Annotated in this window: 20 protein-coding genes and 1 pseudogene; 11 read left to right on the forward strand and 10 right to left on the reverse strand. The window is 70.5% G+C overall.

Annotated features, from left to right (window positions below):
- The 3 genes from H9641_RS18935 to H9641_RS18945 form a co-directional block, all read left to right on the forward strand.
- On the forward strand, nucleotides 1–1,971 hold a 1,971-nt coding region (locus H9641_RS18935), incomplete at its 5' end, for a glycoside hydrolase family 3 N-terminal domain-containing protein (RefSeq protein ID WP_191805961.1).
- 128 nt (nucleotides 1,972–2,099) lie between these two features.
- Nucleotides 2,100–2,513 carry a hypothetical protein gene (locus tag H9641_RS18940; RefSeq protein WP_191805962.1) on the forward strand — a complete coding sequence of 138 codons (414 nt, stop codon included), beginning with the start codon at nucleotides 2,100–2,102 and terminating at the stop codon, nucleotides 2,511–2,513.
- A gap of 152 nt (nucleotides 2,514–2,665) precedes the next feature.
- The gene (locus H9641_RS18945) at nucleotides 2,666–5,656 is read left to right on the forward strand and encodes a glycoside hydrolase family 3 C-terminal domain-containing protein (RefSeq protein ID WP_191805963.1); all 2,991 of its coding nucleotides are present in this window, start codon (nucleotides 2,666–2,668) and stop codon (nucleotides 5,654–5,656) included.
- Nucleotides 5,657–5,734: 78 nt separating this feature from the next.
- Here H9641_RS18945 and H9641_RS18950 read toward each other — a convergent pair whose 3' ends face one another.
- Nucleotides 5,735–6,415 carry a PAS and ANTAR domain-containing protein gene (locus tag H9641_RS18950; RefSeq protein WP_191805964.1) on the reverse strand — a complete coding sequence of 227 codons (681 nt, stop codon included), beginning with the start codon at nucleotides 6,413–6,415 and terminating at the stop codon, nucleotides 5,735–5,737.
- Between the two features lie 232 nt (nucleotides 6,416–6,647).
- Here H9641_RS18950 and H9641_RS18955 point away from each other — a divergent pair, with 232 nt between their 5' ends.
- Complete coding sequence (locus H9641_RS18955; protein ID WP_191805965.1) at nucleotides 6,648–6,926, forward strand: hypothetical protein; 279 nt, start codon at nucleotides 6,648–6,650, stop codon at nucleotides 6,924–6,926.
- A 283-nt stretch (nucleotides 6,927–7,209) separates the two neighbouring features.
- On the opposite strand, the gene H9641_RS18960 is transcribed toward H9641_RS18955, so the two are convergent.
- Entirely contained in the window at nucleotides 7,210–7,761 is a 552-nt protein-coding gene (locus H9641_RS18960) for a TetR/AcrR family transcriptional regulator (protein ID WP_191805966.1), read from the reverse strand.
- Between the two features lie 176 nt (nucleotides 7,762–7,937).
- Here H9641_RS18960 and H9641_RS18965 point away from each other — a divergent pair, with 176 nt between their 5' ends.
- Nucleotides 7,938–8,801 (forward strand): alpha/beta fold hydrolase, encoded by an 864-nt coding sequence (locus H9641_RS18965; RefSeq protein WP_225220730.1) that lies wholly within the window; start codon nucleotides 7,938–7,940, stop codon nucleotides 8,799–8,801.
- Between the two features lie 82 nt (nucleotides 8,802–8,883).
- Here the strand turns inward: H9641_RS18965 and H9641_RS18970 are convergent, their stop codons facing one another.
- The 4 genes from H9641_RS18970 to H9641_RS18985 all read right to left on the reverse strand — a co-directional run bounded on the left by H9641_RS18970 (nucleotide 8,884) and on the right by H9641_RS18985 (nucleotide 12,620).
- On the reverse strand, nucleotides 8,884–9,489 hold the full coding sequence (locus tag H9641_RS18970; RefSeq protein WP_191805968.1) for a hypothetical protein: 606 nt from the start codon (nucleotides 9,487–9,489) through the stop codon (nucleotides 8,884–8,886).
- A 487-nt stretch (nucleotides 9,490–9,976) separates the two neighbouring features.
- Nucleotides 9,977–10,789 (reverse strand): hypothetical protein, encoded by an 813-nt coding sequence (locus H9641_RS18975; RefSeq protein ID WP_191805969.1) that lies wholly within the window; start codon nucleotides 10,787–10,789, stop codon nucleotides 9,977–9,979.
- Nucleotides 10,786–11,910 (reverse strand): site-specific integrase, encoded by a 1,125-nt coding sequence (locus H9641_RS20850; RefSeq protein WP_191805970.1) that lies wholly within the window; start codon nucleotides 11,908–11,910, stop codon nucleotides 10,786–10,788. Before H9641_RS20850 ends, H9641_RS18975 begins: the two co-directional genes overlap by 4 nt.
- Nucleotides 11,911–12,017: 107 nt before the next feature.
- Nucleotides 12,018–12,620 carry a GNAT family N-acetyltransferase gene (locus tag H9641_RS18985; RefSeq protein WP_191805971.1) on the reverse strand — a complete coding sequence of 201 codons (603 nt, stop codon included), beginning with the start codon at nucleotides 12,618–12,620 and terminating at the stop codon, nucleotides 12,018–12,020.
- 304 nt (nucleotides 12,621–12,924) lie between these two features.
- Here H9641_RS18985 and H9641_RS18990 point away from each other — a divergent pair, with 304 nt between their 5' ends.
- Nucleotides 12,925–13,452 (forward strand): hypothetical protein, encoded by a 528-nt coding sequence (locus H9641_RS18990; RefSeq protein ID WP_225220731.1) that lies wholly within the window; start codon nucleotides 12,925–12,927, stop codon nucleotides 13,450–13,452.
- A gap of 74 nt (nucleotides 13,453–13,526) precedes the next feature.
- Here H9641_RS18990 and H9641_RS18995 read toward each other — a convergent pair whose 3' ends face one another.
- The 4 genes from H9641_RS18995 to H9641_RS19010 form a co-directional block, all read right to left on the reverse strand.
- Nucleotides 13,527–14,000: a DUF4192 family protein gene (locus H9641_RS18995; RefSeq protein ID WP_191805973.1), complete on the reverse strand. Its 474-nt coding sequence runs from the start codon at nucleotides 13,998–14,000 to the stop codon at nucleotides 13,527–13,529.
- 130 nt (nucleotides 14,001–14,130) lie between these two features.
- On the reverse strand, nucleotides 14,131–14,343 hold the full coding sequence (locus H9641_RS19000; RefSeq protein ID WP_191805974.1) for a hypothetical protein: 213 nt from the start codon (nucleotides 14,341–14,343) through the stop codon (nucleotides 14,131–14,133).
- Nucleotides 14,344–14,376: 33 nt separating this feature from the next.
- The gene (locus H9641_RS19005) at nucleotides 14,377–14,658 is read right to left on the reverse strand and encodes a hypothetical protein (RefSeq protein WP_191805975.1); all 282 of its coding nucleotides are present in this window, start codon (nucleotides 14,656–14,658) and stop codon (nucleotides 14,377–14,379) included.
- Entirely contained in the window at nucleotides 14,658–15,413 is a 756-nt protein-coding gene (locus H9641_RS19010) for a hypothetical protein (RefSeq protein WP_191805976.1), read from the reverse strand. Before H9641_RS19010 ends, H9641_RS19005 begins: the two co-directional genes overlap by 1 nt.
- 230 nt (nucleotides 15,414–15,643) lie before the next feature.
- On the opposite strand from H9641_RS19010, the pseudogene H9641_RS19015 reads away from it, so the two are divergent.
- The 5 genes and pseudogenes from H9641_RS19015 to H9641_RS19035 all read left to right on the forward strand — a co-directional run bounded on the left by H9641_RS19015 (nucleotide 15,644) and on the right by H9641_RS19035 (nucleotide 22,624).
- Nucleotides 15,644–16,536 (forward strand): annotated as a pseudogene (locus H9641_RS19015) (IS5 family transposase).
- 510 nt (nucleotides 16,537–17,046) lie between these two features.
- Nucleotides 17,047–20,148 carry a hypothetical protein gene (locus H9641_RS19020; protein ID WP_191805978.1) on the forward strand — a complete coding sequence of 1,034 codons (3,102 nt, stop codon included), beginning with the start codon at nucleotides 17,047–17,049 and terminating at the stop codon, nucleotides 20,146–20,148.
- Nucleotides 20,149–20,276: 128 nt separating this feature from the next.
- On the forward strand, nucleotides 20,277–20,771 hold the full coding sequence (locus H9641_RS20855) for a WhiB family transcriptional regulator (protein WP_318244694.1): 495 nt from the start codon (nucleotides 20,277–20,279) through the stop codon (nucleotides 20,769–20,771).
- 23 nt (nucleotides 20,772–20,794) lie between these two features.
- Complete coding sequence (locus H9641_RS19030) at nucleotides 20,795–21,790, forward strand: CAP domain-containing protein (RefSeq protein WP_191805979.1); 996 nt, start codon at nucleotides 20,795–20,797, stop codon at nucleotides 21,788–21,790.
- A 228-nt stretch (nucleotides 21,791–22,018) separates the two neighbouring features.
- Entirely contained in the window at nucleotides 22,019–22,624 is a 606-nt protein-coding gene (locus tag H9641_RS19035) for a hypothetical protein (protein WP_191805980.1), read from the forward strand.
- Nucleotides 22,625–22,670: the final 46 nt, after the last annotated feature.

The raw sequence follows: 22,670 nt of genomic DNA on the forward strand, positions 1-22,670 counted from the left end.
GACGGGCTCACCGACGCCCAGAAGGAGTACCTGAAGGACTCCAACCTGCGCAACGTGCTGCACGCCGGAGCGAGCGACGCCGAGGCGACGGTCAAGTGGGCGAACGCGATGCAGGCCTACACCGAGACCCTTGCGGCTGACGGCACCCCGTACGTCCCCGTGAACTTCGCCTCCGACCCGCGATCGACCGCGGGCTCCGGCGGCTACAACGCCGAGGGTGCGGACATCTCGCGCTGGCCGTCCAACCTCGGTCTCGCCGCGACGTTCAACCCGGAGCACACCAAGAACTTCGGCGAGATGTCCTCGGCCGAGTACCGTGCGCTGGGCCTGACGACGGCGCTGTCGCCGCAGATCGACCTCGCGACCGAGCCGCGCTGGCTGCGTGTCGGCGGCACGTTCGGCGAGGACGCCGACCAGAACACCGAGCTCGCCGCAGCCTACGTCGACGGCTACCAGGGCAGCGAGGGCACCGACGAGTGGGGGCCCGAGTCCGTCAACGCGATGATCAAGCACTGGTCCGGTGACGGCCCCGGTGAAGGTGGTCGCGAAGGGCACACCGACGCCGGCAAGTACGGCGTCTACCCGGGCGACAACATCGCGGCGCAGCAGCAGGCGTTCCTCGGCTCGCTCGACTCCGCCGCGGTCATGACCGCCTACTCGATCGCCCTCGACGCGAACGGCGAGCCGAAGTTCACCGACCGCATGGGGACTGCGTACGACCAGGACCGCATGGACCAGCTCCGCAAGGACGCCGGGTACGAGGGCGTCGTGGTGACCGACTGGGGCGTCATGAGCGGCGCCGACGACGAGGGTGAGATGTTCGGCATGGCCTGGGGCGCCGAGGCGCTCACCCCGGCCGAGCGCTACCTCAAGGTGCTGGGCACCGGCCACGACATGTTCGGTGGCGTCAACGACGCGACGCACATCCTCGAGGCCGCTGACCTGTGGCAGCAGAAGTTCGAGGCCGGAGAGCTCGAGGAGGACGCGCTGACCCGCTTCCAGGAGTCCGGTGCGCGCATCCTCACGATGTTCTTCAACCCGGGCCTGTACGAGAACCCGTTCCTCGACCTCGAGCAGTCGAAGGCGACCCTGGCGAGCGACGACAAGGTCGAGGCGGGCTACGCGGCCCAGCTCGACTCGGTCGTCATGCTGAAGAACGACGGCGAGACCATCTCGGCCTCCGACGCCGCGGCGTGGAAGGACAAGACCGTCTACATCCCGCGCAACTTCAACACGGGCTTCGCCAGCGCGTTCGGTCCCGGCGAGTACACCGAGGCCCCGAGCATCGACGTCGAGACCGCTGAGAAGTACTTCGGCAAGGTCGTCACCGACGAGGCCGTGACCGACGCCGAGGGCGTCGTGACGAGCTACACCGCTCCCGACCTCACCGACGTCGACCTCGTCCTCGTGGGCATGGACTCTCCTGACAACGGCGGCAACTTCTCCAACATCGGTCACGACCTGGAGAACGACACCTGGTACCCGCTGTCGCTGCAGTACCGCCCGTACACGGCCGACGGTGAGAACGTCCGCAAGGTCTCCCTCTCGGGCGACATCCTGGCCGACGGCACCAAGCAGAACCGCTCGTACTTCGGCAACACCTCGAAGATCGCGAACGAGTCCGACCTGGATGCGTTCGTCCGGGCCCAGGACGCCATCGCGGCCAGCGGCAAGGACATCCCGGTGATCACCGTCCTCAAGGCGATCAACCCGGTCGTCCCGGCAGAGTTCGAGGCCGCGTCCGACGCGATCGTCGTGGGCTTCGGCACCTCCGACGAGGCGCTCATCGAGGTCGCGCTCGGCCTCTACGAGCCGCAGGGCCGCCTGCCGATCCAGTTCCCGATCGACATGAACACGGTCGAGGCACAGCTCGAGGACGTCTCGAAGGACATGACGCCCTACACCGACGCCGACGGCAACGTCTACGACTACGGCTTCGGCCTGAACTACGCGGGGCCGATCACCGACTGACGGCACCGCACGGGCAGCCGGCGGTGAGTGCCGGCGGCTGCCCGCGTACCGGGGCGTCCTGTGGGCGCCCCGGTACACCCGTACGGCCGCGGGACGTGCTCGTGGCCAGAGAACATCAAGGAGCAGAAGTGAAGCAGAACAAGGTGCTGACCACCGGTCTCGGCGTCGTGCTGGGCCTGACGGGGCTCTTCGGGCTCACCGCCTGCGGGAGCGACGACGGCGCATCCGGGGCGAACACCTCCGCGGAGCAGTCCGCCGACGTCGACATCAAGGAAGACCTCGAGAACGCCAAGACGGCTGTCACGGACGCCCTGGCCGAGGACGACTCCTGGGCCCAGATTATGCTTGCCAGCGACGTCAAGGCGCCGACCGTCAAGTACGGCCTCCTCGTGGTGCCCTTCGTCCCCTCGGAGGCTGCCTCGCGCGTCCAGGGCACGGTCGACATCAAGGACGGCAAGTTCACGATCGAGGGCGACTCGGCCGCGACCGGCCAGACCTGGCAGATCGACCAGGACGGAAAGATCTCCGAGGTCTCGGAGTAGCTCTACGGAGCACCGCCCGGTCCCTGGCCAGACGACGTCCGCGGGACCGGGCTGTCGACCAATCACGACGAGACGCTGGCAGTGCGTCACGTCCGCGGCGCAAGCCGGCGACCCCATGACCTGATCGCTGCCCGCACTCGAGGAGGAATGCAGTGAACGCCAAGGCGAACAACGCCGACCGGCAGAAGAAGCCGATGTCGAACAAGAAGTACCTGTGGATCTGGGCCCCCGTGCTCGCCACGGTGACCGTCGTGACGGTCGTCGCGAACGTGGGCCTCAACGTCGCCGGCGGCTGGGTCTCGTCCCAGTTCGGGTCCGGGACGTACGAGTTCACGAACGCCGAGGAGTCGGCAGGCTGGGACACCGAGTACTACACGGCCGACTTCGACAGCATCGAGGACGTCGACGCAGCGGCCAAGACCCTCGTCGAGGAGATCGCGGCCGGCGGCATCGTCCTGGCGAAGAACGAGGCCGGCGCCCTGCCGATCGCTCCCAGCGCGCGGGTCACCATGCTCGGGCGCGCCGCGGCGGACCCCGTGTTCGGCGGCTCGGGCTCCGGGTCGGTCGACACGAACTCGGCCGTCACTGCGCGTGACGGGCTGGAGAACGCCGGGTTCGAGGTCAACGACCAGGTCTTCACCACGATCGAGGCGTTCGCCGCCGAGAACCCCCGCGGCTACATCGAGATGGACCGCCCCGACATCTCCAGCTACTACGTCGGCGAGCTGCCGGTGAGCGAGTACGAGGCACAGGCGGCGTCGTTCGAGCAGTACTCCGACGCGGCGATCGTCTACGTCGGCCGTCCGGGCGGCGAGGGCGGTGACCTCACGCAGGACATGGCGGACTGGGACGAGAACGCTGAGCCGGGCCAGCACCAGCTCGAGCTCAACAAGGACGAGCGCGACCTGATCGCCCTCGCCAAGGAGAGCTTCGAGACCGTGGTGGTCGTGGTCAACGCCTCCACGACGGTCGAGATGGGCGACCTCCAGGACGACCCCGGGGTCGACGCGATCCTGCTCGCCGGCTCGCCCGGCGCGACGGGCCTCGACGCGCTCGGCGACATCCTGGCCGGCGACGTGAACCCGTCCGGTCGCACCTCGGACCTGTGGGCCGCGGACTTCACGGCCGACCCGACGTTCGCGAACTTCGGCGGCTTCGTCTACGACAACATCGAGGCGTCGTTCCCCGTCCCCGCGATCGAGAAGGCCACGTCGAACGCCACGCTGACCTCTGACGCACCGTTCGTGAACTACGCCGAGGGCATCTACTTCGGGTACCGCTACTACGAGACCGCGGCGGCCGAGGGCTTCATCGACTACGACCAGGCCGTCGTCTACCCGTTCGGGTACGGCCTGAGCTACACGGACTTCTCCTGGAAGGTCGTCGCCACCGAGGCCGGTGCGGTCGACGGGAAGATCTCGGTCACGGTCGAGGTCACCAACACCGGGACGACCGCTGGCAAGGACGTCGTCGAGCTCTACTACAGCGCGCCGTACACGGCCGGCGGCATCGAGAAGTCGGAGGTCGTGCTCGGCGGCTTCACGAAGACCGGTCTGCTCGAGCCCGGCGCGAGCGAGACCGTCACGATCGACCTCGCGGTCGAGGAGATGGCCTCCTACGACCACCTCGACGAGGCCGCGTACGTCCTCGAGGCGGGCGACTACGCCATCACGCTGCGCACCGACTCCCACACGATCGCTCCGGGCACCGAGCCGATCACGTACACGGTCGACTCCGACGTCGTGTACTCCGGCGACAACCACCGCTCGACGGACCTCGCCGAGGTGACCAACCAGTTCGACGACGTCTCGGCGCAGTTCAGCTCCGAGCCGACCGACGGCAAGATCCTCATGATGTCCCGCGCGGACTTCGCAGGGACCTTCCCGAAGGCCCCGACCGCGGACATGCTCGTCGCGGACGAGGCCGTGCAGGCGGGCTTCCAGCCCTGGGACGCCGACGCCGCAGCGGCCGCGTTCGACGGCGAGATGCCCACGACCGGTGCGCAGACCGACCTGACCCTCGTCGACATGCGCGGCCTCGCGAAGGACGACCCGAAGTGGGACGAGCTGCTCGACTCGATCGCCGTCGGTGACATGACGAGCATGCTGCTCAACGGTGCCTACCAGACGGCCGCGATCGGTTCGATCGCCAAGCCCCAGACCGTCGAGCCCGACGGACCTGCCGGGTTCTCCTCGTTCATCAACTCCTCGATCAACGGCGTCGCCTACCCGTCGGAGTTCCTCATCGCGCAGACGTGGGACGTCGAGCTCGGTGCGGCGATGGGCGAGATGCTCGGCAACGAGGCGATGTTCAAGGACATCAACGGCTGGTACGCCCCGGCGATCAACCTGCACCGCTCGCCGTTCGGTGGTCGCAACTTCGAGTACTACTCGGAGGACCCGTTCCTCTCCGGCGCGATGGCGACCTCGGTGGCCAACGGGGCGGCGAGCAAGGGGATGTACACCACGCTCAAGCACTTCGCGCTCAACGAGCAGGAGACCAACCGCGTCAACAACGGCATCGCCACGTGGGCGACCGAGCAGACGATCCGCGAGATCTACCTCAAGCCGTTCGAGATGGCCGTCAAGAACATCTCCATGGACGTTCAGTACGTGTCGGACGCGGAGGGCACGATCTCGGAGACGACGATCGGCGCGGGCGGCATCATGAGCTCGTTCAACCGCATCGGTGCCACCTGGGCCGGCGGCTCGGAGGCGCTCATGACGGACGTGCTGCGCACCGAGTGGGGCTTCGAGGGCTTCGCGATCTCGGACTTCAACCTGTACCCGTACATGAGCCCGAACCAGGGCATCAGCGCGGGCACGGACCTCACGCTGACGTTCCAGCCGTCGAAGTCCTTCGTGGACACGACCTCGGCCAAGGCGGTCAGCGACATCCGTGAGGCGACGCACAACATCCTGTTCACGGTCGCGAACTCCAACGCCATGAACGGGCTCGCCCCCGGCGCGACCGTCAGCTACACGCCTCCGACCTGGGTCTACATCCAGATCGGCGCGACGGTGCTGATCGGTCTGCTCGTCCTGGCGGGCGGGTTCATGGTGACCCGCCGCGTGCTGCGGCACCGCAAGGCGGACTCGTCCGTCGCCACGTCGGAGCGGACGCCAGTCGGCGCTGACGTCTGACAGCCGACCTTCGCCCCCTTCCGAGCAGCCGACCCCCTCCAGCTGCTCGGGAGGGGGCGAAGGTCTTTCCGTCCCCGGTCACTCCCGTCCGCGACGCGGTGCGCGCGGGTGCTCGAGGAGCTCGCTGACCGATCGGCGGCAGTCCTCGGGCGGCGAGAGCTCCTCGGCCAGCGCCACGACCCAGCCCGAGAGCCGGCGCAGTGCCACGTTGTGGTCGTTCGACGCCGCGCGCAGCACGCTGAATGCCTCGTTCGCGCTGACGTCGCACGTGAGCGCCACGATGCCCTTCGCCTGCTCGATCGTGGCACGATTCTCGACGACCGCACGGACCTGATCCTGGGCCAGCGCCTCTGCCCGGCGCGCGAGCGGGGCGGTCAGGTCGGTCAGGTAGCCCATCACCTCGACGACCCGACGGGTCGCGCGATCCATGCGCCCCTGACCCACGAGGCACACGGTCCGCTCACGTCCACGAGCGGTCACGATGCGGTGCACGCTCGTGAAGGGAGCGCCGTCCTCGCCTGCGCGCCGAAGAGCCTTGGCGACGTCGGGACGGTCGTCCGGATGGCGGTGGGCCAGGAACAGCTCGGTGGTGGGCGTGACGTCGTCGGGCTCGAAGCCGTGCAGGGCGTACGTCTGGCGTGACCACCACCACCGACCGGACAGCAGGTCGTGGCGGAGCTGGCCGACCGGGGGAGCGTCGACAGGATCACCGGAGCGGGGTGCCGTGACCGGTTCGTGCCGGGAGGGGGCGATGGTCATGATGCGGGGCTCCTTCGGGTGCGGGCTCATCTCGGTGCTCGGCACCGCCTCGTGCCGATCACCTTCGACGATGCCGCGTCCGGCGGTCGCGCACCTCGGCCGGAGGTCGCGATCCTGTTCGGCCACGTACCGCACGTGCGGTACAGGCGCAGGTCTCGACCGGCGTGGCGCCCCGTGGGAGACTCACGCCATGGTTCGACGCGTTCTCGTCGACCGCACCACGAGGAGCACCATGAGCTTGCCGCATCCCGTTCCGCCGGCGGACGAGCCGGACGACGGCAGCCTCCTGGCGGCCGTGGCAGCATCGCTCGTTCTCGCCACCGGGTGCCTGATCCTCCTGGTGCACAGCTGGATCCTTGCGAGCTGGGCCGTCGTCGCTCTGGTGGTGGCGAGCATCGGCCTGGCCCCGAGAAGTCGTCGTCGAATGGTCGTCCTGACCGTGGCCGGTGGGCCGCTCGTCGTGCTCGTCGGGTGGTGGCTCGTCGCGGTCCTGGCCCCGGTCTTCGACTGAGCCGGCCGCTGCCGGGGGAGGCCCGCCGTCGCGCTCGTCCGGTTCGTTCGAGACGACGGGGCGAGCTGCGCTGCCCAGCGTCGGGAACGCGCCGACGGCGACGTCTGGGCGACGGGCAGGCGGGGGACACGGCCCGCCGTGGAAATACTGTGCCAAGCGGTCGCGGTGAAGTCCCGTCCTTCCTCGGTCGCGCGCATGCCTGGATGCAGTAGAGCCGACGGGCGCCGCGGTCGTGCCGGCACCGATCGGTTCTGGCCGCCCGCAGGGTCCCGTCAGTAGTCGGTCAGTGGCCCACCGGTCGCAGCGCCGTCTCTACCGCAGCGGTGACGGACGAGGTGATGGGCGCGTCGGGATCGACGGTGATTCGGTGAAGGAGCAGGCCGTCGCAGGACGCCATCAGGAGCAGGGTTCCGGCCTCGGCCCTTGGCCCGCCGATCCTCACCAGGAGCTGGCGTACCCAGTCCTCGAAGACTGCGCGCTGGTGCAGCAGAGGGGTGATGGCGTCCTCGTCGAGCGCGTCGAGGAACAGTGCGTATCGGGCGCGGGTGCGCGCCGCCAGTGGTCCGGACTGCACCTCGATCAGCCGAACGAGCATCCGAGAGGGATCCTCTGCCGTCCGGATCTCCTCGGGGGCGCCGCCGTCCTGGCGCTCGCTCTCCGCGATCCACTCGATGACTCCGGCGACCAGGGCGGCGCGGGTGCGGAAGTGATTCGACGTCGACCCCGGCGGGAGCCCGGCTGCCGCATCGACTCGGCCGTGCGTCAGGGCTCGTACGCCGTCGGTGCCGACGAGCCGCACCGCGGCATCAAGGGCCCGTCGCCGCGTCTCGTTCATGATTCCCAGCCTAGAGGACTATGAATCTAGTGGTCGACGATCCACAATGGAACTACGACCATAGTGGGTCGAGGTGGTGGAGGAGGCTCCTCATGGACACGCCGGGATCTCGGGACACGACGGCCGGGGACACCTGGTCTCCGCCGCTTCCTGAGGCGGCGGGGTTCGAGCACGTGATGGTCCAGACGACGGGCCTGCGCACGCACGTCGCCTCGATCGGTGCCGGTGACCCGGTCGTGATGCTGCACGGCTTTCCGGAGCGCTGGTGGCAGTGGCGCCTCATCGCGCCGACGATCGCTGCGCACGGCTACCGGGTGATCTGCCCGGATCTGCGGGGGTCGGGCTGGACCGAAGCGGCGGATCCGCGCTTCGGGCCGGAGTCGCAGCTCGACGTCGTCGTCGCCGTGCTCGATGCTCTCGGGCTCGCCCGGGCGCACTTCGTCTGCCACGACATGGGTGCCATCTCAGGCATGCAGCTCTCCTACCGCAGCCCGGAACGGGTGCGCACGATGCTGCAGCTCGCCGTCCCTCCGGGGTTCATGGAGTTCACTCCGCAGGTGGTGCCCGCGTTCGCGCACATGCCCGCGCTGCTGATGCATCGCACAGGCCGGTCGCTGCGCTACCTCTTCAGCCCGCGGTACGTGGCCCGGCCGTTGACGGAGGACACGATCGAGGCGTACCTGCGCGTGCACGAGCGACGTGAGGTCGAGCGAGCGGTCACTGCGCTGTACCGCGGCATGGTCATCCCGGTGTCGATGCGCCTCCTGCGTGGCGTGTACAAGCGGATGCGGCTGCAGCCGCCGACCCTGACCGCCTTCGGCCGTCGAGACGGACCGTTCGCCGAGCCGACCGTCCGGCGCATCTGCCGGGACCATGAACGGTGCGCCGACAGGTTCGAGCTCGCCTTCATCGATGACGCAGCCCACTTCGTCACGGACGACGCGCCAGACGCAGTCGTCGCGCTCGCGCTGGACTGGTTCGAGCGGGGCGCGGCCGAGCCCGCCAGCGTGGAGGGCCCGCGCTTCACGAACGGAAGCTGAAGCCGGTCTCGATCTGTCGATGCACCCCGGTGGCGCCGAAGGTCAGGGCTCGACACATCAGGTGCGCCGGCGCAGATGCCGGTCAGCGCGCGTGGCGTTCGATCTGTTGCCTGAGGTTGCTCGCGATCTCGCTGTCGTCGGTGATCGATCGGGACGGGAAGGAAACCTCGACGCCCGGGTGAGCCCTCGGGGTCTGGCGCCGCAAGGACAGGTCCCAGCTGGTTGCTGCCGAGCTGGTCGTGCGGATCGTCGTCGCAGCGCGGATCTGCGCCGGCCACAGCTGCAGGAGGTACTGCTCGCGCGGTTCGAAGTCGACACCGTCGCGGTTGTGCCCCCGGCCGCGGGCAAGGATCCGTACCCGCGACGGACCGTCGAGGGGTGGCAGATTCACAGGGTTCTCGTCCACGGGGCCCGAGAGCGTCAGGTCGGCGGCTTCCAGGCTGACCTCGACGCAGTCCTCCCAGTGCGGCTCAGGGGCGTCCGGGACGCAGTCGTGAGCCTCCACGTCGACCGTGACGACCCCGCTGGAGATGCCGGTCAAGATCGCCACGCCGGTGGGCGCGTACAGCGCCAGGCCCCCGACGTGATGGCGGTGCTCTGACCCGTCGAACGTGCCAGGTTCCGACAGCTCGAATCGTGAGAAGTCCACGTGGACCTGATGCCCGTCGACCAGCGTCCCTGCTGCCACCTGATTCCTCACTCACCCTGCTCGAACGTCACTGCCCAGGTCACGGATGTTCGAGAGCACGCTACCGTCCTGGGAAACGGGCTCGCCGGGCTCGCGCGCCCGTCGGGGGGATGGCGCGGGACTCGGTGGCGGTCTCAGGTGCCCGGCTCTGTGTGCTCACACTCATCGCCACTGCGGCGATGTGTCGTACAGCACCTGGCCGTTGCGGGGTGCATCTGGATGCCTACTTGAAACGGTACCCACATCGTTACCCACATTTGGCCCCTCTGAGAGGGGCAGACGGAGTGTTTCCGCAGGTCACGGGCCTGACGTAGAGGTGCCCCGGGTGGGATTCGAACTCCCACCCGAGTGGGTGGACCCACGATCGTCCTGACTCCAAAATCGGCGAGATTCCAACGACTTCGGGGTGGGTGCATGTGCCGATCGTGCATCCTGATACGTCCAGAATCAACTCCGTAGACGCATGGGTAGACGCATGGGCGCCGCACTACCTCACCTCGTGTGCGCCGACCGAGGCCTCCATGAGCGCGACCGCCTCGTCGAGCCTGGCGAGCAGCTCGTCGAGCTCACGCCCCACCTGCTCGCGGTCGAACGGGACCAGGGGCCGGGTGCGCGCGGCCGGTGCGTCCAAGGACATCCGGGCGGCGCACACACGGGCCACGGTGCGAGCCGAGATCGGAACCTGGCCCGGCAGACCGTGACGGTCCAGGGCGACCAGGAGCGGGGCGCCCGGCTCGACGGCGGGCACCGGTCCCTGGCACACGTGCCCCTCGCCGGCGTGACGCACCACGTGCTGCGCCCCACCCCGCGAACCGTGCGGGACGAGCTCGCGGTGGACGACCAGCCAGCGCGCGAGCACGCACCGGGGGCACACGTCCTGCCCGGACGTCAGGGGCGCCCCGGCCACCTCCCATGCAGCCGGGGGCGTGCGCGCCGAGGCGACCTGGCGGGCGGTCAGCCCGAGCATCTGGTGCGCCATCACGATCACCGCATCACGGCGGTCCCGGATCGAACCGGGGGAGCAGCGCGCGATGGCCTCGGCGGGGTCCAGCCACCCGGACCCCGCCCGCGAGGGGCCCGGCGGCGGGACGTCGTGGGTCGCACGTAGTGGTGGGACCAGCCCGGCGCGCTCGTGCTCCGCGCGGATCGCGCGCACCCGGGCCAGCGTCGTGCTGGGCGCGGAGGGGACCTGGGCAAGGAAGGCCGAGATGTCCGCGGGCCGGGCCGGGAGCGGACGGCGCCCGGTTGCGGTGCACCAGTCCACGAAAAGCGCCCAGGCGCCGGGGTCGGCCCGAGTCACAGGCCGAGCCTGGTCACGGCGTTGCCGGCCAGGGGGTCGTTGTCGCGCGAGTACACCGCGACGGTCGCCGGGTTCGTGTGCTGGGTCTGGCGCATGACCTCCAGCGAGGACGCGCCCGCACGGACCGCCTGCGTCACGAAGCCCGCCCGCATCGAGTGGCCCCCGAATCGGGAGGCGTCCAGCCCCGCGGCCATGGTCCGACGCTTGACCACCAGGTTCACGCCGTGCCCGCCCATGGCGTCCGGCTGCACTCGGCCCGACCGGTGCACGACGGGGAACAGGGGGCGGTCGCCGTCGAGCGAGTGCGCCTCGAACTCCGGGGCGCGGCACACGTGCCCCGCCCCGCCCGCGACCTCGAACACCGCGGCCATGACCTGCGCGCGTTCGTGCCCGGCGTCGAGCACGTGAACCCAGCGGACGAACGCGCACGGAGCGCACGTGATGGGCCGCTGGCCGTACGGCAGCGCCTTGACCGCACCGCGGCTCTCCTGGTCCGTCTTGGACCGGCGGACCTTGACGTGCAGCCCGTCGTCGCGGTGGCGCGTGACGTCAGCGACCCGCAGCCGGGACAGCTCCTCGCGGCGGAACGCCCCGACGAAGCCGAAGAGCAGCAGGCACGCGTCGCGGGCGGCGTGGACCCCGCCCGGGTAGGTGCCCTCGCGCGCCACCTGGAGCACGTGGGCCAGGTCGTCACGCATCAGGGGCGCCACGCGCCGGGTCGGGCGGGCCGCACCCGACAGGCGCCGCACCCCGGCCAGGACGACCTTCACCTGCGGGTGGGCACCGGGGGCAGCCATGCCTTCGCGAGCGTGCACGGCGTTGATCGAGGAGATCCAGCGGCTGATCGTGGCGGGGGAGTACGTCGGGCGCCCGTCGTCGTCGACGAGCTTGGCGTGCGAGGCGATGTACTCCACGAGCACGGCCGGACCGACCGGCAGCGGGTCCACGTCCTGGTCCTGGCACCAGCGGGTGAAGCGCGCCCAGTCCGCGGTGTACGCGGCCCACGTGCTCGGCGCCAAGGCCCCCTGGGCGTAGACGATCGCCTCGGGGCTCACGGCCATCGTCTCGACCGGCCGGTGCGCGCTGGGGTGGGCGATCAGTGCGCCGTCCTGGGGGTCCACACCTCGAATCTAGCCACCGCCTCCCACCCGGCATGAATCGCGGCTCGGCGGCCGACACCGGGCCCGACGCGCCGTTTCGGAGCGAACCGGGACAAGGTGCCCGGCGGCTACGACTCGTACTGCGCGCGCATCAGGCGCACTCCCTGCGACTCGGGGACCTGCTTCACGAAGTAGTGCAGGTGCGGCTCGGCGTTCAGGGCGACCACGTTGGGCTCCCGGCCGGGCACGGGCACCGGCCCCTGGGAGGCGATCACCCCGCCGAGGCCGGTCAGGGAGTAGCCGCACTTGCGCCAGAAGTCGGCGGAGGTCTCGTAGGACTGGCCGTACAGCGAGACGACCCCGACGTCGCGGGCCCGCTTCTCGACGGACGCCACCAAGCTCGCTCCGAGCCCCTGGTGCGCGTAGGGCTCGGCGACGGCCAGGGCGTTGATGCACCACCACGGCTCCTCGACGCCGTGGTCCGTCGCCATCGCCGGGTCGACCCACACGAACCCGACCAGCTCCTCGCGGCCGTCGTCGAGCACCGCGCGCAAGACCAGGAAGAGTTGGTCGCGAGGGTAGTTGCCCTGGCCGAAGCGTTGGGAGGTGAGGTGCCACGCCGGATCGTGCAGGTGGGTCATCTCCGGAAGCCGGTCGCGAGCGAGCGCCGCGATCTCCGGTACGTCGTGGCGGCAGGCAGGGGACAGTCGCAGGGCCGGTTCGTCGTTCATGGCGCTCAAGGTAGCGGACCCGTGGGCTCCGCGGCCCCCGAGATCGCCCCGCCGGCGCGAGATGGGCCTGCCCGGATTCTGGGTCGCATAACCTACATTGTCGGAGCCTTGCTGCTGACCCCCTGACACCAGGTCCGAAAACGCGATGGCCCGCGCGCACCGGGCAACCGGCCAGGTCAGCGCCCCTCCGGGCGGTCCCCGTCAACACACGGGTATGGACTACACCGAGGCCGACCACCCGCGCACCAGCTCAGAGCACCGCGCGGAGCGCGGCGCACTGAACGCCTCAACGGCACAGCCGAGGATGCGTGACGGCAAGTTCGCGACCAAGCCCGTCGACGAGGCGCCCGGGGGACTGAACTCCCTCGGCGGGTCGAACGTGGGGCGGTACGCGACGTTCGAGCTCTCGCCCGAGGACCGCGCCGGACGCGACATCGAGGACCTCGTGGAGGCCGTCGAGCTCGCCGCACCCGGTCAGGAGTGGAAGGCCCAGGCCCGCGAGCAGGTGCGCGCGCTGGCGCCCGACGTCGAGGAGCAGGCGTTCGGCGAGCACTGGGGCAAGGTCGAGCAGGCCTACGAGCTCGCGCGGCGCTTCGAGGACGACCCGGACCTGGCCAGCCAGGAGGAGGCCGTCGCGAACTCCCTCGTCGAGATCGAGGACTACTTCGGTGTCAACGCCGGCGACCGGCCCGGGGAGGGCGACTACGGCGGGTACGACTACTCGGCGATGAAAGACGACCTGGCCCAGGCGTGGCGCGAGGAACTGCGCGGGGCCGCGCGGGCCCTGGCGGTGGCGCAACGCGAGACGACGCGAACCACAACCGGTGCGTGAATCCCGGCGGTGATCCGCGTCGTGGTGGCTGGCGTCGTGGGCGGTCGCAGCAGAGGCGGCGCCCGCGGGTTGGGTCAGTCGATCTCGGGCTGGCCCATCATCGTCTCGCGGGTCGGGGCGTAGAACTCCTCGCGCAGGATCATGGCCGCGCCGATGCGGGTGGTGGCGTCCTGCGGCAGGGGCTTGATGTCCGGGGCGTCGGCCTCGGCGTCGAACCAGCCGTCGGCGGTGACCACGAGCACGGCCCGCAGGTTGTCCAGGCGCAGGCGGAGCATCTGGGCAGCCTGCGCCGCCCGGGCGGTGTCGTCGAGGTAGATCACGGCCAGGACCCCGTCAGCCTGCTCAGTCTCGGTTGCGGCCCAGCCCGCCAGGGACACCAGGTCCACGGTCGGGGGTAGGTCGATGCGGCGGATCGTGCCCGAGCTCGTGCGACCGCTCTCGTCGCTGGTCAGCGACATCACGACCATCGAGTGGTCGGGGGCGAACCCGAGCTGGTACGGGATCAGGGTCAGCACTTCGCGGGGGTCGATGACTGAGGTAGTGGTCACGATCGGAGCCTTCCGTCACGGCCGACCTCGGCCAGCCCGAGGTCGTTGCGCCCGGCTCGTGGGGCGGGTCGCGAGGAAAGTCCCCGACGGGTTCAGTGCGGCCCCGGACGACCGGGCGCTCGCACAAGGGTCAGGCGGCGGTCGGCGGCTCGGGGGTGGACTCGTGCCCGGCGAGGGTCAGCGACTTGGGGCACGGCCAGTGCACGGTGCTCCCGGCACGTGCCGAGCAGGTGGGGCAGATCCCGAACAGGTCCGCGGTGTGCGTCAGCGCCGAGTCGACGTCCGGGTCGTACATCGACGGGACGGACCGCAGGGTCGCTCGCTTGCGCGTGGTTCGGGCCATGCTTGCACCTATGCGCGCAGGCGCCCGAGAGCGTCAGGGAGCCCGCGAGGCTCCGTCGGCCGGCTCGTTGGGCCTCTGGCGGGCCAGGAGCGTCGCCTTGGCCCTGCGCAGGCTCGACACGCTCATGCCGGCGAAGCGGTTCGGCTCGCGCCCGATGCGCTCGATCTCGGTGTCGGCGAACCGGAGTCCGTCGTCGAGGCAGTCCTCGCAGATGCTCCGGTCGTACCAGCGGCCGGGACGGTTGTAGCTTCCGCCGCCGAACTTGGCCACGCGGACCAGGTGCTCGGTCCGCTTCTTGCACTCGGCGCAGCGCATCAGGCTCGGACCCCGACCTGCTCTTCGAGCCAGGTTGCGGCTTGCTCGGCCAGATCGACGAGCGCGAGCATCGCCGCCTTGTCCTTGATGCAGGCCGAGTACGAGCCGCGCCCCTTCTCCTGCTCCAGGATGATCTGGGTGGTGTTCTGGTCCATGTCGGTCCCGAGGGCGAACCGCACCCAGCGCGAGAGGTTGGCGGTCATGTAGGCCTCGTCGGAGACCTCCGTGCTGACGTCGTCGTCGTAGTCGCGGCGACCGCCGTCGAGGGCCAGGTGCTCGGCCGCGACGCGGGCAGCGTCCGCGTAGGCGCGAGCCTCGCGGGGGTCGATGAAGGCGCCCAGGTTCCCCATCCCGTTGGAGGTGGGGGAGGACGAGCCGTACAGGACGGCGACCGGGGCGCGGCCGTACGTCGTGCGCTCACCCTTGCCCAGGCGCAGCATGATGTGCCGGTGCCCGGAGGAGCCGTGCACCACGGCGGGGCCGACGGTGATGCGCTCGGAGACGGGGGACAGCTCGGGGTTCTGGGGGTCCATCGGCTCGATCATGACGCGCGCCTGGTCGTCGGGTGCGTGCACCTCGACGCGCAGCCCGTACCGGTCGAGCAACGCGATCACGGACCCGGGCTCGACGCCCAGGGCGCCGGGACCTGCGACCTCGACCGCGTAGACACCCAGTTCGTCGGGCGGCAGGGAGCCGATGTTGGACGGGACGAGGATCTGGTCGCCGGGGCGGACCTCGCTCCACGCCTTGGTCACCGTGCGCCCGTCCAGCTCGCGGGTCTTCTCAGCGACCCGCTCAGCCTGGGCGGCGGACGCCTGGGCGCGAGCCTCAGCGTCGCGCTCGACGAGGGAGGCGCCCTGCGGGTCGTAGTCCTCGACGCGGACGGTCTCGCCGTCGTGATCGGTGACGGCCTCGATCTCCTCGACGCCCCAACTAGGCCCTGTCCTGCGAATGTTCTTGGCATGTGTCCGGTAATGTCCGGGTTGTGGGTGTCGGGCGTGGTGAGCTGACTGACACGGCGTGGGCGCGGATCGAGCCGCTGCTGCCGGTCGCGACGGGGCGTGGTGGGCGCTGGCGTGATCACCGGCAGGTGATCAACGCGATCTTGTGGCGGCTGCGCACCGGGGCGCCGTGGCGCGACGTGCCGGCCAAGTACGGCCCATGGAAGACGGCGCACGAGCGGTTGCGGTTGTGGACCGCGGACGGTACCTGGGACAAGATCTTGGACCAGGTGCAGGTCAAGGACGACGCGGTCGGGAAGGTCGAGTGGGTGTTCTCGGTCGACTCCACGCACGTGCGGGCTCATCACCATGCGGCGGGAGCCCGCAAAAAGGGGGCTGTCAGACAGGGTGGGTCAACGATCTCGCCCTCGCGGGTGAGGCACTCGGCCGCTCGCGCGGCGGACTGACGACCAAGATCCACCTCGCCACGGACGGGCGCGGACTGCCGATGAGCGTGATCCTCACGCCCGGCCAGGCCGGGGACAACCCGCAGCTGGTGCCGTTGCTGGAGCAGGTCGCCGTGAAGCGTGACGGGCCGGGTCGGCCGCGCAAGCGTCCGGACCGGGTGCTCGCCGACAGGGCGTACTCCAGCCCCTCGACCCGACGAGCGATGCGCGCCCGGGGCATCGCGTTCACCAGTCCAGAGAAGGCCGACCACGCCGGCCACCGGCTACGTCGGGGCAGCCGAGGCGGGCGCCCGCCCGCGTTCGACACCGAGATCTACAAGGGCCGCAACGTCGTCGAGCGCTGCTTCAACCGGCTCAAGCAGTTCCGCGCGCTGGCCACCCGCTTCACCAAACGCGCCGCCTACTACCGCTCCGAACTCACCATCGCCGCGATCATCCTCTGGCTCCGCGATTCACCGGACACGCCCTAGTCCGACTATGCCCGGAAAGCACCACTCCAGAACTCCTCCCGGCCTGAGGTCGAGTGGATTGATATAGGTGCAGGTCAGGGCCCTATAATCATCTAACTCATGAGAATCACGTCGAGAGATAGATACACCTACTAGGGCTATAGATATCAACCCCTTCTCCCTTGTAGGGGAAGTTGATACCTCCCTCTCTCTATGGTGGTCCTACAGGCGCCGGAGTAACTGGATTTTCAGCGTTTCGCGCTCTGACCTGCGCAAACACCGATCTGAGGCCGTGATTGTGCCCGGAGTCGCAGGAGTGAGTCCAGGAGCCAAGGCCCCGAAACCGGCCCTGACCTGCGCAAACGCTGTTTCGCGTCGCCGGAGCTGCCCCGATCGGCCTCCCGAGCTCCCAGATTCGGGTCCACGGCTCCGGTCGAGCGGGCCCGCGCCCACGCACCCAGGAACCTACCCGCGAGCACACACCCACGCGCCCGCGTGAGCCGGTCGCGAGGTCTGCGCATAGGTCCAGGCATGACTGCTACCGCGATCGAGCCCCAGTGGACCGGCGGGGACTACTGTGCCCGCACCGAGATGGACGACCTGACCCAGGCCGGCGCGAGCACGGCAGGGGCAGCGACCAGCACCGGCACGGTCGAGATCGTCACCGGCATCACCGGCTCCGGCGCGGACAAGCTCGCCTCCTCCGCGGTGGCACCCCTGGTCGCGGCAGCCCGTGGCTACGCCAGCGTCACCCCCGCCGACGTGCGCGAGTACGTCCGCGACACGATGGGCGCCGACCTGCGCAGCACCCAGGCCAAGCAGCTCGGCGACCTTGCCGCCAGCGGCGACGCGCTCGTCATGCCGTGGCACTCCCTGACCTCCCACGCCCAGGGCTACGTCAGCGCCTACCAGGCCCGCCCCGCCGTGGCCCGCACCGACCCCAAGTCCGGCAACGTGCGCAAGTACGAGCAGCTGACCGGGTCCCAGACCGTCCTGGACGTGCACCCCGGCGTCCCGAACGAGTGGATGACCGGCACCCCCAAGGTCGCGTTCATCGAGGGCCTGCTCAAGGCCGACTCGGTCCTGACCGCGATGCTCCTCGAAACCGGCATCAGCCCCGAGGAACTCACCTGGCCCGAGGACGGCTCCACGACCACGGCGCGAGCACGCCTGAACGACCTCATGAGCCAGATCCAGGACGCGGACCAGGTGCTCGTCGTGGCGGTCGTGGGCGTCGGCAACTGGCACAACAACCCCGAGTGGGCGGCGCTGGACCTGCGCGGTCGCGACTCCCTGGTGTGCTTCGACGGCGACGTCGGGGACAAGTGGCAGGTCTGGGGTCAGGCCGACAGCCTGTGGGACCTGCTCTCCGGACCGAAGAAGTCCGCGCACGTGCACCTGCTCGACCTCTCGACCCAGGCCACCGACGACGGCGAGAAGGTCGGCATCGATGACTTCCTCGCGATGGGCAAGACGTGGTCCGACGCCCTCGACCTGCTCAAGGACCGCCTGCCCCCGCGCCCACCCAAGCCCCTGGAACTTCAGGTTGGGCAGTGGCGCGTGAACGACGAGGCGCACACCGTCGAGGAGTGCGTCCAGGACACCAACGACTACGGCGGCAAGTCCGGCGCGCACTGGGAGACCCGCTGCCGGGTCGCCGGGCGCGTCCTGATGGTCGAGACCGAGCGCACCCCCACCGACTCCGAGATGATCTCCGGGGTCTTCGACCCGCCCGTCGAAGGTGTCGGCCTCTCGCGTGCCCTGGTCGAGCTCTCGTGGAAGGACGAGGACTCCGGCGCGGTGCACACCGCCGTCGCCTCGGGCCCGGACGACATCCTCGAACTGGTCCCGCGCGAGTGGACCCGGCGTGGGGCGCACGTGCCCGCACCGGTCAAGCGTCGCCCCGACTGGCCTGCCCGCAAGGGCGAGGACTGGCTGACGGCCGTCAAGGAGCACCGCGCCGCCGAGACCGTCGAGCGCACCTCGTGGGCGCGCATGGGCTGGGTGCCGGTTCAGGGCGCGAGCCCGGTCTTCATCGTCGGCGAGCAGGTCGTGGGTCCGGACGGCCCCACCTTCGAGGCGGCGAGCATCGGCGTCAACGAGTCGGTCCTGTCCGGGGCCTCGCGCTTCGGCGTCCAGTTCCCCAGCCGTGACCTGAGCCCCGAGGCTCGTGCAGCCCAGGTGCAGGCCGACTTCCGCGCGGTCTACGCCGCGTACATCACCAACGGCGCCTGGACGTCCAAGGGGGTGGCCGCGGTCATCCTGGCTGCGATGATCCGCCCGTGCATCCCGCTGCGCACCCAGGTCTCGCTCTACATCACCGGCGCCCGAGGTGGCGGCAAGTCGTTCACCGCCTCGTTCGTGATGGCCGGGTGGCAGCCTCGCCCGGGGATCTGGTCGGAGAACCGACTGCCCGGCGCAGCCAAGGACACCATGGCCTCGACCGAGCACGCGGTAGCCCGCACCCCGATCTGGGTGATGGACGACCTCGCGCCCTCCGCCGACCAGCGCACCGCCGACATGGAGGCAGGTCGCATGGGCGACCTGATCCGCTCGATCTACAACGGCACATCCAAGCGACGCATGACCGCCGACATGACCAGCCGCCACGTCGCGGACCCGCACGCGCTGCTGGTCATCACCGCCGAGAACCAGCACACGGTGTCCTCGGTGCGTGACCGCCTGGTGACCCTGAGCCTGCACCGCGGGGCGCTGGGTCCAATGGACGCGACCGACGAGCTGGTGCGTCTGCGTGACGTGGACGGGGCGCCGGCGCGAGTCGTGGGCTACGTCCTTCAGCACCTGGCCAGTCAGTCAGCCGAGCTCGGCTGGGACAACGTCCGCGAGTACTACGAGGCGCAGCTCAACTCGCACACCGAGACGATCAAGGCCGAGTTGCTGTCCCGCGGCGCCGACCAGGGTGCAGCCTCGCGGCACGCCGCGCTGCTCGCCGACCTGTCCCTGGGCCTGTCGGTCATGGGCGACGCGGCCTCCGAGGCAGGAGTCCTGGGCATGAAGGGCGTGCTGGAGATGCTCAAGTCCGACATGGTCGACCTGATGATGGAAGCCCACTCGGACCGTGCAGAGTCCTCCCCGGGTGCCGCCGCCATCCAGGCGGTCTCGCGGCTGCTCGCCTCGGGCCGTGCCCACATCGCTGGCCTGGACCCGATGTCGCCGCCGCTGCGCGAAGAGCCGTACAGCGCCACCAACCGCAACCTGGGCTGGTCGATGGGCGGAGACGTCCTGCGACCCCAGGGCGTGTGCGTGGGAACCCTGGTCCGGCCCCGCCTCGGCGAAGAGGTCGTCATGCTCGACCCGCGGACCTCGTTCACCGAGGCCGCGCGCCACTACCGCGACCTGCTGCCCTCGGGCACGACCTCTGCCGGGGCATGGTCCGCGGCCCGTGACGAGAGACTGCTCTCCCCGGTGCGCACCCTGATCGGTGGCGGCTACCAGTCGCGGACCACGATCGCCGGGGTCGACGTGCGCGGGGTCCCGGTGCCGCTGTCGGTGCTGCTCAACGGTGGCCCGCTGCGCACTTCGGACGACGACCACGCCGACGAGCTCGGCGACGGCACGCACGTCCCCGACAGCCTCGCGGACACCGTCTCCGAGGAGCCCGTGAACGCCTAGAACCCCGCCGACCGGCCCGCGTGAGCGACCGGTCGGCGGGCCGGTCGGCACGACCTACGGGGAGAACCTCCGCATAGGTACCAGCACCCCACCGTGGGGCGAGCACGCGAGGCGGAAGGACACCGAAGATGGCTCGGCGCAGCATGGACCAGGACGCCTTCCTCGAAGCCGTCCGCGACGTCCAGCGCAGCTCTTCCAACCCGGACGTGTTCCGCCTGCCGTGTCAGGAGTCCGCCCCGGCCATGTGGTTCCCGATGGACGCCCAGACCGAGCGTGAGGCCAAGGCGCTGTGTGTGCCGTGCCCCGTGCGCGACGCGTGCCTGACCGAGGCGCTGCGACGCCGGGAGCCGGCGGGCGTGTGGGGCGGGTGCTCCCTGGAGGACGGGCGGATCGTGCGCTCGCGCACCTACCGCGAGGGCCCGACCCGGGCCGAGCTGAAGGAAGCCCGAGCCGCGGCCGACGCTGCTGCTGCTGCGGTGGACACCCTCCCGGCGGTGCCCGCGGTGATGTCCGCCGACCTGGAGCTCGCCAGCTCCACGACCCCGATCCGCACCGGCTCCGCACTCGCGAGCACGGCGCCAACCATGTTCGACGCGCTCGTGGCCATCGCCAGCGCGTCCTGACCAGACGATGGGACCGACCCGACATGAGCAGTGAACGCCACCACGACGCGTACATGCACGACGTCCTGGCCGAGGCCGGGGCGGACGCCGAGCAGCAGGCCACCAAGCCGCCCCGATCGCGCGTCCCGCTGATCCTGCTCGGGGTCGGGGTGGGCGTGGTGGCGATCACGGCCCTGGTCCTGGCGTGGCTGACGTTCGGCCCGGGCTCCGACGCGAAGGACGAGCCCGGGCCCCGCCCGAGCGCCGCGGCCACCCCGAGCACCGCACCGATCGTCGAGGCACCACCCTTGGCCCCGCCCGAGGCCGGCGCGCCCGAGACCCCGGAGACCGCGGACCCTGGCGCGACGCTGGAGCAGATGCGCGGGGTCACGTTCGACGAGATCGCCGCCGCCACCTCCGCCATCGCTGATGCGCCCAACGCCGACGCGCAGGTCCTGGCCCAGGCCAAGACGGCGCTGCGCAAGGTCGAGATCTTGGCGGATCTCGGCGAAGGGGTCACGGTCGCTGACCTCGCCGAGGCACGTGCCGAGCTCGCCACGTCCGTCGAGCAGGTCACCGCCTCCCAGGTCGCGTGGCAGGCCAACCACGACGCCGAGCAGGTCAAGGCGAAGCAGGCGGCGAGCGACCAGGCCGTCGCGGACCAGCGCGCCCAGAACATCGCCAACCCGCCCACGGTCTGCCTGAAGAACCCCAGCGGTGAGGTCGTCGACTTCGGCAACGGCACCATCGCCGAGGCGATCAACACCGCACGCCGTGGGGCCGGGCTGCCCGCCGTCCAGGTCGGGCACACCGCGGCCACCGCCGGGTCCGCCACGGACATGGCCACCGCCGGTGGGCTGTGGGTCGCGCCCGGTCAGTCCTTGGCCGGGTGCGCGCGCAGCGTCGACGCCCTGGTGGGGCAGTGGACCAGGGACCCGGCCTCGGCCGCGCAGATCCTGGCCCCGAACCTGACCCGGGTGGACGTGTCCGTCGCGACCTCCGCGGGGATGCTCTACGCCGCAGCGACCTTCACCCGCTGACCCGAGCCCGCTGACCCGAGCCCGCTGACCCGAGCCCGTTCGTTGACCGGACCCCACCGGTCCCGTCAACGAACGGGCATGAGCACCCACGACGAGTCCCTGCACCCGCGCGAGACCACGGGCAAGTTCGCGACCAAGCCAGTAGACGAGGTGGCTGGAGGATTCTCGGCCCTTGGGGCCTCTTCTACTGGGCGAGACGCACCGAGCGGAGCTCAGGACGTTCGACCGGTGGCCGAAGCCCCCGGCGGCATGGCCACCTTGGGCCCGGCCTCGATCGCACCGGCACGGTTCGTGCTGCGCAGCCACGGCATCGGGTCCGGGATCATGGCACGCCTGGACGACGCCGAGGCTGCCGCCGTGAGCGACGAGATCGCCGAGCGCACCGCCCTCGCACCGGCCTCCCAGCACCCGGCCATCGCCCGCCAGGCCTGCTACGAGCACCTCGACTTCCGCGCGACGACCGACGACGAGCCGCTGACCATCGACAAGAGCTCGCGCATCCTGCGCTCCGCGATCGACGTCCATCACCTCGCCCGCCAGGGGTACGACCGAGCCTGGGGACGCCTGGAGGAGTCGCGCGAGCAGGGGGCCAGCGACGCCGACCTCGCCGCCGCGATGACCGACGTCGTGCACGCCGACCTGGACGTCACCGCCGCCGCGCACCGCCGCGAGCAGGCCATGTGGGACAACGTCTACCTGACTGACCCGGACGCGTTCTGGGGCGCGGTGCACGGCGAGCCCGCCCACGCCGCCGCCGCACTGTCCACCGCCGACCGGTTCGACTCCGTCGGCTACCCGGGCGCCGTCGGGGCATGCGTCGGCCCCACGTCCTGACCCGCCGAACCGTGCGCAGGTGCCAGGGTGACCCAGGCACCTGCGC

The sequence above is a fragment of the Oerskovia merdavium genome (assembly GCF_014836755.1).
In the GTDB taxonomy this organism is placed as follows: Bacteria; Actinomycetota; Actinomycetes; order Actinomycetales; family Cellulomonadaceae; genus Oerskovia; species Oerskovia merdavium.